Origin of the sequence: Streptomyces sp. NPDC018029 (genome assembly GCF_044327655.1) — a bacterium.
In the GTDB taxonomy this organism is placed as follows: domain Bacteria; phylum Actinomycetota; class Actinomycetes; order Streptomycetales; family Streptomycetaceae; genus Streptomyces.
In genome coordinates this window covers 721,065-733,639 of record NZ_JBIRFV010000003.1, presented here as the reverse complement: position 1 = coordinate 733,639, position 12,575 = coordinate 721,065, and the positions used below count along the sequence as shown (strand labels likewise).

At 72.1% G+C, this 12,575-nt stretch carries 13 protein-coding genes; 5 read left to right on the top strand and 8 right to left on the bottom strand.

The genetic code is table 11. The features are described 5' to 3' along the window. Positions 1-2: 2 nt before the first annotated feature. Together ACH4D5_RS12000 and ACH4D5_RS11995 are read right to left on the bottom strand one after the other, a co-directional pair. Positions 3-2,033 carry a trypsin-like peptidase domain-containing protein gene (locus ACH4D5_RS12000; RefSeq protein ID WP_398301100.1) on the bottom strand — a complete coding sequence of 677 codons (2,031 nt, stop codon included), beginning with the start codon at positions 2,031-2,033 and terminating at the stop codon, positions 3-5. Further along, entirely contained in the window at positions 2,026-2,484 is a 459-nt protein-coding gene (locus tag ACH4D5_RS11995) for a CU044_2847 family protein (RefSeq protein ID WP_398301098.1), read from the bottom strand. The genes ACH4D5_RS12000 and ACH4D5_RS11995 overlap by 8 nt, the downstream gene beginning before the upstream one ends. A gap of 185 nt (positions 2,485-2,669) precedes the next feature. Between ACH4D5_RS11995 and ACH4D5_RS11990 the strand changes: the two genes are divergently transcribed. Then, positions 2,670-2,852 (top strand): DUF6104 family protein, encoded by a 183-nt coding sequence (locus ACH4D5_RS11990; protein WP_003961784.1) that lies wholly within the window; start codon positions 2,670-2,672, stop codon positions 2,850-2,852. A 30-nt stretch (positions 2,853-2,882) separates the two neighbouring features. On the opposite strand, the gene ACH4D5_RS11985 is transcribed toward ACH4D5_RS11990, so the two are convergent. Beyond that, positions 2,883-3,800 (bottom strand): TIGR03620 family F420-dependent LLM class oxidoreductase, encoded by a 918-nt coding sequence (locus ACH4D5_RS11985; RefSeq protein ID WP_398301096.1) that lies wholly within the window; start codon positions 3,798-3,800, stop codon positions 2,883-2,885. 120 nt (positions 3,801-3,920) lie between these two features. Between ACH4D5_RS11985 and ACH4D5_RS11980 the strand changes: the two genes are divergently transcribed. After that, complete coding sequence (locus tag ACH4D5_RS11980) at positions 3,921-4,508, top strand: TetR/AcrR family transcriptional regulator (protein WP_398301095.1); 588 nt, start codon at positions 3,921-3,923, stop codon at positions 4,506-4,508. A gap of 25 nt (positions 4,509-4,533) precedes the next feature. Here ACH4D5_RS11980 and ACH4D5_RS11975 read toward each other — a convergent pair whose 3' ends face one another. After that, positions 4,534-5,391: a hypothetical protein gene (locus tag ACH4D5_RS11975; RefSeq protein ID WP_398301093.1), complete on the bottom strand. Its 858-nt coding sequence runs from the start codon at positions 5,389-5,391 to the stop codon at positions 4,534-4,536. 203 nt (positions 5,392-5,594) lie between these two features. Between ACH4D5_RS11975 and ACH4D5_RS11970 the strand changes: the two genes are divergently transcribed. Next, positions 5,595-6,545 carry a DUF4097 family beta strand repeat-containing protein gene (locus ACH4D5_RS11970; protein WP_398301091.1) on the top strand — a complete coding sequence of 317 codons (951 nt, stop codon included), beginning with the start codon at positions 5,595-5,597 and terminating at the stop codon, positions 6,543-6,545. A gap of 1 nt (position 6,546) precedes the next feature. After that, the gene (locus tag ACH4D5_RS11965) at positions 6,547-7,758 is read left to right on the top strand and encodes a helix-turn-helix transcriptional regulator (protein ID WP_398301089.1); all 1,212 of its coding nucleotides are present in this window, start codon (positions 6,547-6,549) and stop codon (positions 7,756-7,758) included. 41 nt (positions 7,759-7,799) lie between these two features. On the opposite strand, the gene ACH4D5_RS11960 is transcribed toward ACH4D5_RS11965, so the two are convergent. The 4 genes from ACH4D5_RS11960 to ACH4D5_RS11945 form a co-directional block, all read right to left on the bottom strand. Next, the gene (locus ACH4D5_RS11960) at positions 7,800-8,378 is read right to left on the bottom strand and encodes a Clp protease N-terminal domain-containing protein (protein WP_398301087.1); all 579 of its coding nucleotides are present in this window, start codon (positions 8,376-8,378) and stop codon (positions 7,800-7,802) included. Then, positions 8,378-8,587 (bottom strand): sigma factor-like helix-turn-helix DNA-binding protein, encoded by a 210-nt coding sequence (locus tag ACH4D5_RS11955; RefSeq protein WP_362990112.1) that lies wholly within the window; start codon positions 8,585-8,587, stop codon positions 8,378-8,380. The genes ACH4D5_RS11960 and ACH4D5_RS11955 overlap by 1 nt, the downstream gene beginning before the upstream one ends. 67 nt (positions 8,588-8,654) lie before the next feature. Continuing rightward, a complete protein-coding gene (locus ACH4D5_RS11950; RefSeq protein WP_398301085.1) occupies positions 8,655-9,617 on the bottom strand; it encodes a zinc-binding dehydrogenase in 963 nt (320 codons plus the stop codon). A gap of 153 nt (positions 9,618-9,770) precedes the next feature. Continuing rightward, the gene (locus tag ACH4D5_RS11945; protein ID WP_398301083.1) at positions 9,771-10,994 is read right to left on the bottom strand and encodes an NADP-dependent malic enzyme; all 1,224 of its coding nucleotides are present in this window, start codon (positions 10,992-10,994) and stop codon (positions 9,771-9,773) included. Between the two features lie 600 nt (positions 10,995-11,594). On the opposite strand from ACH4D5_RS11945, the gene ACH4D5_RS11940 reads away from it, so the two are divergent. Beyond that, positions 11,595-12,551, top strand: a complete 957-nt coding sequence (locus ACH4D5_RS11940) for an ABC transporter substrate-binding protein (RefSeq protein ID WP_398301081.1) — start codon at positions 11,595-11,597, stop codon at positions 12,549-12,551. Positions 12,552-12,575 lie beyond the last annotated feature (24 nt).

Genomic DNA, 12,575 nt, shown 5'->3' with positions numbered 1-12,575 from the left:
TTTCACGGCGAGTCCGCCGGCATCGTGTCCTCGGGCGGCAGCGGCCGCCGCGGGTCGTCGTACAGCAGGGCGAGGGGTTCCGCCCAGTGCCGGTCGTCCCTGCCGCTGCTGATGTCCTGCCGGATGTGCCGGATCCGGTCGGGGAGCTCGGCGACCGAGCCGAGCCGGCCGAGCAGCTGCTCCACGCCCGCGTGCAGGTCCTCGCAGGCGTCCTGGCAGCCGCGGGTGGCGTGCCCCTCGATGTGCCAGAGCACGACGCCGTGCCCGCTGCCGAGGGCCAGTCTCATCGCGTCGCGTCCGACGCCGCGTCCGGCGGGCCGGCACATCACGGGGATCACGGTGTGCGGCAGTTTCTGGAAGTGCCGGGCCTGCGGCCTGGTGTCCCGTTCGGGTACGCGCGCGGGCGTCAGTTCGCGCGCGGCGGCGACCGACCGCCAGCGGTCGTGCCAGTCGGGGTTGTCCGGATCGGCGCGGCGCGCCAGGTCGCGCAGGACGACGCGGCGCTGGGTGCCGAGCCGCTCGGTGGCGTACAGCTTCGCGATGTCGTCGAACTGCCAGCGGTGCACCTGCGTGTCGAAGTGCTCGGCGGGCAGGGCGAATTCGAGCGGTACGGGCGGTCCCTCGCCGTCGAGGCGGTGCAGGGTCCTGCCGAGGGGCGCGCGCAGCGCCTGGACGAGCTCCCCGGGCAGGAAGCCCTCGCCGGAGTAGTCCTCGGCGGCCAGCTCCGTGTCGCCGTACGCGCCTTCGTACTCCCCCTCCCCCTGCCGTTCGCCGTGGTTGACCCAGATCTGCCAGTGGAAGCGGGCGGGCGTCACGCTGATCACCGGGTCGAGCAGGACGGTGACCGTGGGGCCCTCGCCGGGGCCCGGGTAGGGCACGGCGGCGCGGTCCGGGCCGCCGGGGTCGGGGAGCAGCCCGTCGGGCAGCCGGGCGTCGGTGACGAGGGCGTGCAGATGGACGCGGTCGTCCTCCCTGAGTCGCTCGGCGACCCACTCCTCGAGGCGTTCCGCGTCGCCGCCGCGGCTGCGGACGTACGCGGCGACGAGCCGCAGATAGTGCAGGAACGTCAGCGCGTCCTCGGGCAGGGCGCTGTCGTAGAGCAGTCCGTGGCCGTCGCGCCAGGTGAGCAGCGCGGGCACGGCGCCGGGCGGCCTGCGCCCCCGCACCTTGCGCACGATCTTGGCGACGGACGGCGCGGCCCCCGGGTCGGGCAGCCGGGCGAGGAGGCCGAGCGCGGTGCGACGGTCCTTGGGGGTCCACTGGTCGGGTCCCGGACGCCACTCCGTCCCGGGCAGCCGCTGCTGTTCGTCGATCCAGTTGTCGCCGGTGATGACGCGCGGGACCGTGCCGTGCCAGCGGTCGTGGGCGGCCGTCACCTCGCGGTAGGCGTCGCCGAACTGGCGCAGCGCGAGCGTCGCGACGGCCATGCCGCCGTCGCGCTCCCTGCGGCGCGACTTGATGACGCCGACGACGGCGCCGGTGCGCGGGTCGAGCAGCGGGCCGCCCGAGACGCCTTTGGGGAAGGCGATGTCGGGCTTGAAGCGCAGCCCGGCGCCGTCGTCGCGGACGTTGATCTCGGCGTCGGCGCTCCAGGGCTTGGCGCCCGCGCTGCTCTCGTTCTCGTCGGGCCGGTAGCCGTACGCGACGACGTCGCCGAAGGGACGTACGGCACGGTCGGCGAGCCACACGCACTCGTGCTCCACGGTGTCGTCGAGGAGCCGGACCAGGGCGAGGTCCTCCTCGGGCGGCAGCACGGCCCGCTCGTGGTCGCCGATGAGCCAGTGCGCCAGGCGGGCCGTGACGGGGATGCCGTCGTTGAGGTCGGTGCCGCGCACGGCGAACGTCCGGCCGCGGTCCCTCGCGAGATACGGCCGCAGGACGTGCGCACAGGTCAGCACCCATCCGGGCGCGACGAAGAAGCCGCTCCCCCACATGGCCGACTCCGTGCCGTACGCGCCGTCGTCGTCCGCCGCCATGAGATGGACGGTGGCGGCCTGCGCGAGGGCGTCGAGCCGGGGGGCGGGCTCAGGCATGAGGGGTGGCGGGGCTTGGTGGGGTGGCGGGGGGCGGAGGGGTGCTGGGGGTTGGTGGGGTGGCGGGGGTCTGCGGGGTGGCGGGTGTCTGCGGGGTGGTGGCGGCGTCGTCGCGTGGGGCGTTTCCGCCTCTGTCCAGCCGCCATGTGAGCGTGACCTGCACGGACGCCTTGGCCTCGCCCTCGGCGAGTACGGCGATCACCTTGCCGGGCTTGGCGCTGAGCTCGACGCCGAAGGTGACGCTGGCCTCGTCGGGCCGGGCCGCCGCCGCGGCGTCGAGCACGGAGCCGCCGACGCCGCGGATCAGCTCGCCGAGCTCCTCGACGCGGGCGACGGCGGTGTCGAGCACGCCGACGTCCTCGTCGTCCTCGCCGTGCCGGCTCGACGCGCCGATCCGCGCGTGCACGACCTTCCCGCCGGGCAGTTCGATCCGCTGGACATGTCCCGCCACTGTCCCCCGCTCTCCGCGCAGCTCACCCTTCGCCCTCGCCTACTCGGTCTGCGACGAGGGCAGTGGCCCGCATGGTTGCAGGCGCCCCTCGAACGGCGCATGAAACCGGCCAGGTGGGAGCGGCCCGCGCACGGAATACCATGAAGCGGAAACAGCCGTCCGCCCGTGCGCAACAGGAGCATCAGTTGTACTTCACCGACCGTGGCATCGAGGAGCTGGAGAAGCGGCGCGGCGAGGAAGAGGTCACTTTCGAGTGGCTCGCCGAACAGCTCCGCACCTTCGTGGACCTCAACCCCGACTTCGAGGTCCCGGTGGAGCGCCTGGCGACGTGGCTGGCACGTCTGGACGACGAGGACGAAGACGAGTAGTCACCCGACGATGGTTCATCCGCCGATGGTTCATCCGCCGAGCAGGGCGGGGGCCAGCTCCCGCCACTGCGGCAGCGGCAGGGCGGCGGGATCGGCCGTCAGCACCTGTACGCAGACGTGGTCGGCGCCCGCGTCCAAGTGGGCCCGCACGCGCGCGTGGAGCACGTCGACGTCTCCGTAGGCGACGATCGCGTCGACGAGGCGGCGGCTCGGGCGTCCGCCCACGATGTCCTCGTCGCCGAATCCCATGCGGCGCACGTTCGCCGCCTGGTGGGGGGCGCTCATGACGTAGCCCGCCACGTGCCGCGCGGCCACCTCGCGCGCCCGGTCGACGTCGGTGTCGAGGACCACGGCCTGCTCGACGCCGAGGAACGCGTCCTGCCCCATGGTCTCGCGGGCCAGCGCGGTGTGCTCGACGGGAACGAAGTACGGGTGGGCGCCCCAGGTGCGCTCCGCGGCCAGCGCCAGCATCTTCGGGCCGAGCGCGGCCAGGACGCGGCGCGGGGCGGGGTCGGGGGCGGGGGCGGCGTCCATGGAGTCCAGGTAGCCGCGCATGGTCGACAGGGCCCTTCCGCGCGCGGGAACGCGATAGCCGTCGACCTCGACGACGGCGTCGTCCACCCGGTGACCGCCGAGGCCGAGCAGATAGCGCCCCGGAAAGGCCTCGCCTAGCGTACGCTCCGCCGCCGCCATGGCCAGCGGGTCCCGGAAGGCGATGTTGGCGATGCCCGAGGCGACGACGATGCGCCGGGTCGCGGACAGCAGCAGCCACGCCTGCCCCACGGTGTCCCGCCCGAAGGCCTCCCCGAACCAGAGGGCCCCGTAGCCCAGCTCCTCGATCTCCGCGGCGGCCTCCCGTACCCGCGGCGCGGCGTGGCCCTCGAAGGCGAAGGTCCACACCCCCACCCGTCCGAGCCCGTCCCGCGCCAGGACCTCATTGCCACTCATGCGCCACCCCACTTAACCCGGATCACGATACGGAGAACCTCTCCACTTAACCCGGCTCACGATACGGAGAACCTCTCCGCTTGACTAGCCCCCGGCGCCGCGGGAAGCGAGGATGACCCGATGACGAACTCTCGGGAAGCCCCCGCAGACCGGCAGCCGCGCGCGGACGCACGGCGCAACCGCGAGCGGATCGTCGCCGCGGCACGCGACGCGTTCGCCGAGGCCGGCCCCGAAGCCTCCCTCAACGAGATCGCCCGCCGCGCGGGCGTCGGCCCCGGCACGCTCTACCGCCACTTCCCCACCCGTCCCGCGCTCCTGACCGCGGTGCTCAAGGACCGCATCGACGCGCTGTGCGCACGCGCGGAGGAACTGCTCACGGCCGACTCCCCCGACGAGGCGCTGGCCGAGTGGCTGCGCGCCTTCCTGGCCCACGCGCGCGTGCACCAGGGTCTGGGCAGCGCCCTGCTGATCGAGGAGGCGGAGCGGCCGGACGCCCTGGGCTTCGACTGTCAGCAGCGGATCCAGGACGCGGCGCACCGGCTCCTCGCCCGCGCCCAGCACTCCGGCACGGCCCGCCCCGACCTCACGGCCGCCGACCTGCTCCAGCTGGTGGTGGGCATCGCACTGTCAACGGCACACGCCACCGCGGACCCGTCGCAGCCGGCCCGCCTCCTCGCCCTGACCCTGGACGCGGTCCGCCACCCCTGACCGATCCCCCTCTCGGACACGCACGTCAGCCCCGTGCCCGCACCCTGTCGTACGCGAGGCCCGCGGCCCCCTGCACCAGCAGCAGCGCGGCCGCCGCGGTCCATCCCGCGCTGCGCCGCCGCACCGCCCACACCGCCAGCGGCAGGCCGGCCGCGATCTGCGCCGCGGCCAGCGCCCGCGCCCTGGGCCCCCGCACCCAGGGCCCGAACGGACCCTGCTCCACCGCTCCGAACTCCGCCCGCACGGCGTCCCGCCACCCGGGCCACTCGACCTGCCGCACGCCCTGCTGGACGCGTGCCACCTCGCGCAGCCGGTCGGCCGGTTCGCAGGGGCCGAGGCCCGGCGGGAGGGCGAGACCCGTGCGGGTGAGGACCGCGAGGAGACCGCGCATCCTGGCGCGCGCGTCGGCCTCCGTGTCGGGCCGGGCGAGCGCTTCGAGGGACTGCACATCGAGTACGGGATCGAGGCCGAGGCGCGCGGCGAACGTACGCATCGCCTCGTCCTCCCCGAGGGGCGTCCCGTTCATCAGCCACTCGTATCCGACGGTCCGCCGGAAGCCCGCCGCGAGGGTGTAGCCGGAGCGGTCGCCGTCCCACCACAGGGCGAGTACGGGCCAGCCCGAGCCGACGGCGAGTGCGGTGGCCCACCCGGTCAGCACCCGGTCGACGGGCTCCACGCCTTCGGCGCCTTCGTCCCCCGGCAGCCACGGCTTGCCCTCGGGCACCAGCACGCTCCAGCCGTGACCGGCCTCCACGAGCAGCATCCGCTCGCGGAGCAGCTGAGCGACGGGCTCGACGGCGTCGGGCTCGGCCCGGCACAGCAGCAACGCTCCGGCGGCCGTGGCGAACCCGGCGGAATCGGGCGAAGAGACAGGGGAGGACATGGCTCCACGCTAGGACACATCGCATCAATCGGCGCTCAATCAGCACATAAGCCCACATAAATGCGCCCATGAGGCAGCCCGGACCGGGGTTCACCCGTCGGGTGTCTTGACTTCGCGGATCCGCGATATATCGTGAATGGCAGAGACGCGATATGGCGCGTCGTGTCACGATGCGGCCGCCGGTCCGCCAAGGAGGTCAGCCCATGTCCGAGTGGTCCGTCGCCGAGCCCCGGAAGCTCACGTTCGACGCCCCGGTGACAGCACTCCACGTCCGCGTGGTCAACGGCACGGTGAACGTGGTGGGCACGGACGAAGGTTCCGCCCGCCTGGAGGTCTCCGAGATCGAGGGCCCACCCCTGCGGGTGACCCTGGAGGACGGCGTCCTCACCGTCGCCTATGACGACCTGCCGTGGAAGGGCTTCCTCAAGTGGCTCGACCCCAAGGGCTGGCGCCGCAGCGCGGTGGTCTCCCTCGCCGTGCCCCCGGCCACCGGCGTCGAGGTGGGAGTGGTCGGCGCGGGTGCCGTGATCTCCGGCATCGAGGGCCGCGCGGAGGTGAAGGGCGTCACCGGTGACACGACGCTGCTCGGCCTCGCGGGCCAGGTCCGCGCGGACACGGTCTCCGGGAGCGTGGAGGCACAGGGCGTCACCGGCGCCCTCCGCTTCAACTCCGTGTCCGGGAGCCTCACCGTCGTCGAGGGCATGGGCCCCTCCGTCCGGGCCGACTCGGTGAGCGGCTCGATGATCCTGGACCTCGTCCCGGCCGGCTCCCCGGCGGATGTGGCCCTGACGAGCGTGTCGGGCGAGATAGCGATCCGGTTGCCGCATCCGGCGGACGCGAAGGTCGAGGTGGAGACGGCGAGCGGCGCGGTGTCGAACGCCTTCGAGGACCTGCGGGTCGGCGGCCAGTGGGGGGCCAAGCGGATCACGGGGCGGCTGGGCGCCGGGCGCGGACGGCTCAAGGCGACGACGGTGTCCGGATCCATCGCGCTGCTGCACAAGCCACAGGCGGAGGAAGAGCCGACGGCAAGGCCGACGGGAGGCCCGATGAAGGAAGATCCACACGACGAGGTCCCCCTGGACACGCCCTCGTCCGACCCCCACGGCTCGACCGACGGCCCCACCGATGGCCCGACCGACAAGAAGGTGCTCTGACATGCCCCCCGTGTTCGCCCACGGCCGCCTGCGCCTGTACCTGCTCAAGCTGCTCGACGAGGCCCCGCGCCACGGCTATGAGGTGATCCGCCTCCTGGAGGAGCGCTTCCAGGGGTTGTACGCACCATCGGCAGGCACGGTCTACCCGCGCCTCGCGAAGCTGGAGGCGGAGGGCCTGGTCACCCACACCACCGAGGGCGGCCGGAAGGTCTACGCCATCACTGACGCGGGCCGCGCCGAGCTGGCCGGCCGCAGCGGCGAGCTGGCCGATCTGGAGCTGGAGATCCGCGAGTCGGTCGCCGAGCTCGCCGCCGAGATCCGCGACGGCGTCCAGGGCGCCGCCGGTGAGCTGCGCCGCGAGATGCGCGCCGCCGCCAAGGAGGCGCGGACCTCGGGCGGTTCGGCCACGGGGAAGCCCTTCCCGGACCCGGGCGACTTCCTCGACGGCACCTGGGGCGACAAGGAGAGCTGGCACCAGGCGAAGGAGGAGTTCAAGCGCGCGAGGCAGGAGTGGAAGGAGCAGGCGCGGCGCGCGAAGGACGAGAGCCGCCGGGCCCGTGAGGAGGCCCAGCGGGCCCGCCGCCAGGCCAAGGACGCCCAGGAGGAGGTCCAGCGGATCGCCAGGCGCGTGCAGGAGCAGGTGCAGGACCACTTCGCGCGCGGCGACTGGCCGACGGGCGTGCGCGAGGGCCTGGCCGAACTGGCCAAGGAGTTCGGCGGGTTCGGAATGGACTTCGGCAAGGACTTCGCCAAGAACTTCGGCACGGGCACGGGGGCTGGTTCCGGCAACGGTGGGGCCGGCACCAAGCCCGACACCGGCACCGGCACCGGCACAGGCACAGGCACAGGCACAGGCACCAGGACCGACACCACCGCCGACGCCACCGCCACGGACGCCGACGCCAACACCAACCCCAACGCCGAAGCCGGCGCCAAGCCCGGCGCCAAGCCCGGCACCGGCACCGGTGCCGGACCCCAGTTCGGCGCCGCCCGCGAGGACATCCCCGTGGACTACGCCCCGGACTGGGCCCGCGAGGACCTCACCGGTGACCCCGGCAGGGACCTCGACCGCCTCCTTGACCGTTTCCGCGACGACATCCGTGACGCGGCCCGCGACCACGGCGTAACGGAAGCCCAGCTCCGCGAGGCCCGCCGCCACTTGTCCCAGGCGGCGGCACACATCGGAGCATCCCTGCGGGCGCCCGGCCGCTGACACGACCGCGGGAGGACCTCAGCCCCCGGGCCCTCGGGGCGTCACGCGACCTCGGCGAAGAGGACCCGCTCCAGTTCCGTGTACGTCACCCCGTGGTCCGCCAGGACCTCCGACGTCACCCCGGGGCGGACCGTGAGCGCCAGGAGCATGTGGTGGGCCCCGATGATCCGGTCGCGGCGGGCGCTCGCGATGCGGAGGGACTTGACGAGGACCTCTTTGGCGTCCCGGGTGAAGGGGAGGCGGCCGAACCAGGACTTCCGGCCTTGGCCCCGTCCGCCCGAGCGCGAGCCGGCCAGTACGCCTGCCCCGTGCGCCTCCTCCACGCGGGCGACGATCTCCTCGACGTCGATGCCGAGGCCGGCGAGCGCCTCGGTGTCGGCCTGCGAGAGCCCGCCCCTGCGCCGCGCCTCGGCGAGGGCCCGTTCGATCGACTCGCGCCGGTCCGCCGCCCCCAGGGCGGTCAGGGCGAACGAGGCGCGGCCGGTGGGCCCTTGGCCGAGCTGCGCGAGCAGGGCGAGCAGCATGTGCCCGTCGTCGACCGCGGAGGCTCCCGCCCGCTCGGCCTGTTCGATCGCGCCCAGGACCACGGCGCGGGACTCCTCGGTGAACCGCTCGAACATCACTGCCTCCCGTACTTCTTGTGCACGGCCTGCCTGCTCACTCCGAGCTCCGCGGCGATCTCCTGCCACGACCAGCCCTGCAGGCGCGCGCTGCGCACCTGCACGGCCTCCAGCTGCTCCACCAGCTTGCGCAGCGCGGTGACGGCCCGCAGACCGACCCGTGGGTCGTGATCGCCCGCGCGCTCGGCGAGATCCGTTGCCTCGGTCATGCACGTCAACTTACGTTGACATGAGGCAAACGTCAACCAAAGTTGACAGATCTTCGAGCGCCCGGTCTCAGACCTCCAGCACGATCTTTCCGAACAGGTCGCCGGACTCCAGGCGCTCGAAGCCCTCGCGGGCCCGGTCCAGGGGCAGCACCTCGTCGATCACCGGCCGGACGCCCGTGGCCGCGCAGAAGGCCAGCAGGTCCTCCAGCTCGTCCTTGGTGCCCATGGTCGAGCCGACGACCTTCAGCTCCAGGAAGAAGATGCGGGTGAGCTCGGCGTGCGAGGGACGGTCACCGCTCGTCGCACCCGAGATGACCAGCGTGCCGCCGGGCTTCAGCGACTTGACCGAGTGGGACCAGGTCGCCGCGCCCACCGTCTCGATGACGGCGTCCACCCGCTCCGGGAGCCGCGCGCCCGACTCGACCGCCTCCACCGCGCCCAGCTCGAGGGCGCGCTTGCGCTTGGCCTCGTCCCGGCTCGTGGCGAAGACCCGCAGGCCGGCCGCCTTGCCGAGGACGATCGCGGCCGTGGCGACACCGCCGCCCGCGCCCTGCACGAGGACCGAGTCCCCGGGACGTACACCGGCGTTGGTGAACAGCATGCGGTAGGCCGTCAGCCACGCGGTGGGCAGGCAGGCCGCCTCCGCGAAGGACAGTTCCTTCGGCTTGGGCAGGACGTTCCAGGTGGGGACGGCCACACGTTCGGCGAAGGTCCCCTGGTACTTCTCCGTGAGGATGGAGCGGCCCTCGCGGGGCCCGACGCCGTGCCCCGTCTGTCCGATGACGGAGTGGAGGACGACCTCGTTGCCGTCCTCGTCGATCCCGGCGGCGTCACAGCCGAGGATCATCGGCAGCTTCTCATCGGGCAGGCCGACCCCGCGCAGGGACCAGAGATCGTGGTGGTTGAGGGAGGCGGCCCTGACGTTCACGGTCGACCAGCCGGAGCGCGCCTCGGGGGCGGGCCGCTCCCCCAACTCGAGGCCGTCGAGCGGCTGGTCACGGTCGATACGAGCAGCGTAGGCAGCGAACATGAGGTGACGATAGGCAGGCCGGGCGGCCCAGCGGAACCACGTACGGCTGTGACACGCGCCGCGCCCCGTGCGCCTGCGACACGCGCCGCGCCCCCTGCCGTGCGACGAGGCACGACAGGGGGCGCGGAAGAGCTCGGCGGCCGGCGGCAGGTGTCAGCTGCGGGCCACACCCTCCGCCCGGGCGGCGGCGGCGACCGCGGCCGTCACGGCCGGGGCGACCCGCTCGTCGAACGGCGACGGGATCACGTAGTCCGCGGAGAGCTCGTCACCGACGACGTCCGCGAGGGCGTCGGCCGCGGCGATCTTCATGCCCTCGGTGATGCGGGAGGCCCGCACCTGGAGCGCGCCCGCGAAGATGCCGGGGAAGGCCAGCACGTTGTTGATCTGGTTCGGGTAGTCCGAACGGCCGGTCGCCACCACGGCCGCGTACTTGTGCGCGACGTCCGGGTGCACCTCGGGGTTCGGGTTGGCCATGGCGAACACGAAGGAATTGGGCGCCATGGAGGCGACGGCCGGCTCGGGGACGGTGCCGCCCGAGACGCCGATGAACACGTCGGCACCGTCGAGGGCGGCCTCAAGCGAACCGCTGATCCCGGCCTTGTTGGTCAGCTCGGCGAGCTCCCGCTTGACCGGGGTGAGGTCGTCCCGGTCACGGCTCACGATGCCCTTGCGGTCCGCGACCGCCACGTCCCCGAGCCCCGCTTCGAGGAGGAACTTGGCGATGGCGACACCGGCCGCACCGGCGCCGGAGATCACGGCGCGCAGTTCACCGAGCGTGCGCCCGGTCAGCTTCGCCGCGTTCCGCAGCGCGGCGAGCGTCACGACGGCCGTGCCGTGCTGGTCGTCGTGGAAGACGGGGATGTCGAGCCGCTCCTGGAGCTTGCGCTCGATCTCGAAGCACCGCGGCGCCGAGATGTCCTCAAGGTTGACGCCGCCGAAGGAGGGGGCGAGCCGCACCACCGTCTCGACGATCTCGTCGGCGTCCGTCGTCGCGAGCGCGATCGGCACCGCGTCCACGCCACCGAACTGCTTGAACAGAATGGCCTTGCCCTCCATCACGGGGAGGGAGGCCTCGGCGCCGATGTCGCCGAGACCGAGCACCGCGGTCCCGTCGGTCACCACGGCGACGACATTCGATTTCCACGTGTAGTCGTGGACGAGCTCCGGCCGCTCGGCGATCGCGCTGCACACTTTCGCGACGCCGGGCGTGTAAGCCAGGGACAGGTCGTCCTTGTCGCGGACCGGCACGGTGGCCTGCACGGCCATCTTGCCGCCGCGGTGCAGCGCAAACGCCGGATCGAAGGGCTCGGCCGCACCCGCGGGGCCCTCATGATCCGTACTGCTGTCGCTGCGAGGATTGACGATCTCCGCTGCCACTTGTCTGACCCCTTAAGTCTTATTCATCAGTTGAGGGTGTCCACTCCCGGTTGAGAAGTGGGCGGGCACCGTGTCCGTTCCCCGCCTGTCGGCGGAGGGAGGTACGGACACGCGGGCGCGCCGCACACGCGCCCTGAGCCCCGGATGAGGGGTGTAGCCAACCTTTGTACCCGAAGGCGGCGGGCCCGGGCGAGTGACATTGGTTGCAGCATGCTCCGCAGACGTCCCTCGAGGCGGGGACGAGTGGCACTGGGAAATAGGGATCACCCGGCACCCATAAACAACCCGATGTCCGAATTCTCCGAATAGTGGACGCCATGGAACCCCGGGGGCTCGGAGAGTCCTCATGAGTTCACATCGGTCCACATCGCGAGATTCACCGGATATTCATCGGTTGACGACGATTCGCTCCCACCCCGATACGCCCCTGCCGTACCGGGATGTTGGCTTTCGAGGCTCTCCCGTTATCCGATTTTGACATCTCCGGCACCCAGAATCGGACGGTCCGAATGGCAAGATGCCGTCATCACACGAGGTCGCGACACCCGAAGGTGTGTGCCCGACCCATCGGCAACTCCCTCATCCGCCGGAGGACCCACCATGACCGCACGCTCCATTTGTCGTCAGACCGCAGCGAAGTCCGCGAAGTCCCGGATTGCGGTGGTCGGCACGATCGCGGTCGTCGGTTCGCTGCTGCTTTCCGGCTGCGGCGACCAGACCAACGACAAGGAGAGCGACACGGTCAGCAACGCCCCGCTCGCCGACAAGCTGCCCAAGGACATCCGCGACAAGGGCGTCATCAAGGTCGGGTCCGACATCGCCTACCCGCCGGTCGAGTTCAAGGACAAGTCGGGCAACACCGTCGGCATCGACCCGGACCTCGGCGAGGCGCTGGGCAAGCAGCTCGGGGTGAAGTTCGAGTTCGAGAACGGCACCTTCGACACCCTCCTCGGCGGTCTGCGCTCCAAGCGCTACCAGATCGCGATGTCGGCCATGACCGACACCAAGAACCGCCAGGAAGGCATCGACGAGGAGACCGGCAAGAAGGTCGGCGACGGCGTCGACTTCGTCGACTACTTCACGGCGGGCGTCTCGATCTACACCAAGAAGGGCGACGACCAGGGCATCAAGACCTGGTCGGACCTCTGCGGCAAGAAGATCGTGGTCCAGCGCGGCACCGTCTCGCACGACCTCGCCAAGGCCGAGTCGAAGAAGTGCAAGGGCGGCAAGAAGATCGCCATCGAGCAGTTCGACAACGACCAGCAGGCCCAGACCCGGCTGCGCTCCGGCGGCGCCGACGCGGGTTCGTCCGACTTCCCGGTGGCCGCGTACGCGGTGAAGACCTCGGGCGGCGGCAAGGACTTCCAGCTGGTCGGCGAGCAGGTCGAGGCGGCTCCGTACGGCATCGCCGTCTCCAAGAAGAACCCCGAGCTGCGCGACGCGATCCAGGCCGCGCTCGACGCGATCATCAAGAACGGCGACTACGAAAAGATCATCAAGAAGTGGGGCGTCGAGGACGGCGCGGTCAAGGAAGCCAAGATCAACGGCGGCAAGTGACCCCGCCCCTCCCCCTCCCAGTCG

What these genes read in the sequence shown, in the direction of transcription:
- ACH4D5_RS12000 (WP_398301100.1), bottom strand. Translation starts at nt 2,033, where the DNA reads ATGCCTGAGCCCGCCCCCCGGCTCGACGCCCTCGCGCAGGCCGCCACC.
- ACH4D5_RS11985 (WP_398301096.1), bottom strand. Translation starts at nt 3,800, where the DNA reads ATGAGTGGCAATGAGGTCCTGGCGCGGGACGGGCTCGGACGGGTGGGG.
- ACH4D5_RS11980 (WP_398301095.1), top strand. Translation starts at nt 3,921, where the DNA reads ATGACGAACTCTCGGGAAGCCCCCGCAGACCGGCAGCCGCGCGCGGAC.
- ACH4D5_RS11975 (WP_398301093.1), bottom strand. Translation starts at nt 5,391, where the DNA reads ATGTCCTCCCCTGTCTCTTCGCCCGATTCCGCCGGGTTCGCCACGGCC.
- ACH4D5_RS11970 (WP_398301091.1), top strand. Translation starts at nt 5,595, where the DNA reads ATGTCCGAGTGGTCCGTCGCCGAGCCCCGGAAGCTCACGTTCGACGCC.
- ACH4D5_RS11965 (WP_398301089.1), top strand. Translation starts at nt 6,547, where the DNA reads ATGCCCCCCGTGTTCGCCCACGGCCGCCTGCGCCTGTACCTGCTCAAG.
- ACH4D5_RS11960 (WP_398301087.1), bottom strand. Translation starts at nt 8,378, where the DNA reads ATGTTCGAGCGGTTCACCGAGGAGTCCCGCGCCGTGGTCCTGGGCGCG.
- ACH4D5_RS11955 (WP_362990112.1), bottom strand. Translation starts at nt 8,587, where the DNA reads ATGACCGAGGCAACGGATCTCGCCGAGCGCGCGGGCGATCACGACCCA.
- ACH4D5_RS11950 (WP_398301085.1), bottom strand. Translation starts at nt 9,617, where the DNA reads ATGTTCGCTGCCTACGCTGCTCGTATCGACCGTGACCAGCCGCTCGAC.
- ACH4D5_RS11940 (WP_398301081.1), top strand. Translation starts at nt 11,595, where the DNA reads ATGACCGCACGCTCCATTTGTCGTCAGACCGCAGCGAAGTCCGCGAAG.